Annotated in this window: 3 protein-coding genes; all 3 read left to right on the top strand. The window is 64.2% G+C overall.

What is annotated here, in order from left to right:
- The first annotated feature begins 915 nt into the window (after nt 1-915).
- A complete protein-coding gene (locus tag ACFYWX_RS47680) occupies nt 916-1,068 on the top strand; it encodes a hypothetical protein (protein WP_389431803.1) in 153 nt (50 codons plus the stop codon).
- 233 nt (nt 1,069-1,301) lie between these two features.
- On the top strand, nt 1,302-1,508 hold the full coding sequence (locus tag ACFYWX_RS47675; protein WP_389431802.1) for a helix-turn-helix domain-containing protein: 207 nt from the start codon (nt 1,302-1,304) through the stop codon (nt 1,506-1,508).
- Nucleotides 1,509-1,705: 197 nt separating this feature from the next.
- A complete protein-coding gene (locus ACFYWX_RS47670; protein ID WP_389431801.1) occupies nt 1,706-1,945 on the top strand; it encodes a hypothetical protein in 240 nt (79 codons plus the stop codon).
- The last annotated feature ends 140 nt before the right edge of the window (nt 1,946-2,085 follow it).

The raw sequence follows: 2,085 nt of genomic DNA, 5'->3' as shown, positions 1-2,085 counted from the left end.
CCGCTCGAACAGCTCCCACATCTCATCCGGCACCAGGCGCTCAACGATCCCCACGAAGACACACTATCTACCGGACCAAATGAGACGACCTCTTAGAAGACACCTGCTCTGTTCGGCTACTTCGGGCCACGAAACGAGCGCTGTCGATGCTCCCTTGCGAGGCGCCGGCATCGGCGCGGTTCGCCGACGGCAGACAACTTGGGGCCGGAACGGACTGGAATAGAGGGCCCTGTGCAAGTCAACCTAGAGCGCTTCCTGAAGATCGTGATGACTTGCCGCCGCCATCCCTGACGTGGATCTGACGTCAGCATCGTTGAGGTCCCGTGGCCTTATAGCACGGGATCCCCGGTTACCGAAACCGGGGATCGTGCCGACCATTGAATCTGTCACGCGGATCCCCGCGTGGCGCATTTCTGTCCCTCTCCCTGAGGAGTTAATTGCTGTGCCCGTCGACGTAATGGACGAAGAATGGCTGCTTTCCGTGGAGCAAGTTCGATCGCTGCTCGAGTGGATACGTGGGCACGCGGGTGCCGATCGCTCGGTGTACCCCTTCATGCTCACTGTGGCCGAGCAGGCGCTGCGTCCGAGGGAGGCTCGTGCCCTGCGAGTTCGCGACGTGATGCTCCCGGAGGGCGACGAGGGTCAGTTGACGGCTCGTCACCGAGGAGTAGCCAGGGAGATTCCTCTCCAGCCCCGGTTCGTTGAGTTTCTGCGTCACTGGATCGATGAGGCTGGTCTGCGGGAGGGCGATCTACTGTTTCCCGGCAGGCGCGGTGGGCCGCTCTGGCTTCTGTCTACCAGCAAGTGTGGGAGCAGGCCCAAGAGGCTGTCCTGCCCCGGGACGAGCGGTACTCGTGGCGTCTGGGGGAGCCCATCTCCATCCTGCGGGAGTCGTGCCTCGTGGAGTGGCTGAGGATGGGCATCTCGTCCTTCGCGGTTGCCGAGCTGACCGGTGTGACGCCGGATTGGCTGGCACTTCGCTACCCGTACTGCTTCCGCCGGGAGGATGCCGACATCGACTGGGATCGCCTGGCCAAGGCCATGGCCCTTCCGGAGCTCAAGCGATGAAATCCCGCCCGCGCTCCGGCCGATCCGCGGAGCGCGGGCACCCTACCGATTTCATCCCTCTGCCCCTCGTCAGTCCTCACGCCCACGACACCGTCACGTCACGAAATCCTGGTTTGCGAGGTTCCACTTCGAGGTGAGGTCCCACTGCCCTGAGGGAGCTGGTTGACCTTCGCCCTGGACCGGCTGCCGCTTCGCCGGGCACCCATCCCGCCCCCATCGTCAAGGATCTACCCATGCCTGCCCGCTTGCTGTCCATTCCCGCTGTCGCCGCCGCCCTGGATGTCGACCGCCGTACGGTCTACCGCTTCGTCGCTGCTGGTGAGTTGCCGGTCGTCGATCTGCGGACCGGAGCGGGGCGTTCCCGTGTCCGTGTTCCCCTTGCCGGGCTCGAGGAGTTCATCACCAGCAGGTCGGTCGCTGCCCCGAGGTCCCGCCGCTGATCTCTTGCCGTCGGCTCGTCCCGCTCCACCCTCGAACCAAAGGAGTAGTACCGCGTACCTGCGCAAGTTGAAGTCCGGAAAGTGGCAGGCGACCGTCCGCAACCGGATAGGAGACCGGTTCAGCGAGTCGTTTCCCCTCAAAGCTCAGGCGCGGGCCTGGGGCATCGAGATGGAGACCCAGTTCGCTGCGCGGAGGTATGCGCGACCCGCGGGCCGGTGAAGTGTCGTTCCGCGAGTGGCACGACCGGTGGTGGAACGCTTGCATTGTTGAGCCCCACACGCTGCGCGGCGACGCCTCCAACATCAAGAACCACGTCATGCCCTACTGGGCCGACTGGGAGATGCGGGCCATCACCCGCATGGACGTTCAGAGTTGGATCCGGACCCTGGTCGAGAAGGGCGCGGGGGCCGCTGCGATCAAGCGGCCTACAACCTGACGTCCTCCATGATGCGCGCGGCCGTCGACGATGACGTGATCGCAGTAAGAGGTCGTCTCATTTGGTCCGGTAGATAGTGTGTCTTCGTGGGGATCGTTGAGCGCCTGGTGCCGGATGAGATGTGGGAGCTGTTCGAGCGG

The organism is Streptomyces sp. NPDC002888, from assembly GCF_042888465.1.
GTDB lineage: Bacteria > Actinomycetota > Actinomycetes > Streptomycetales > Streptomycetaceae > Streptomyces.
This window is presented reverse-complemented; position numbering and strand designations above follow the sequence as displayed.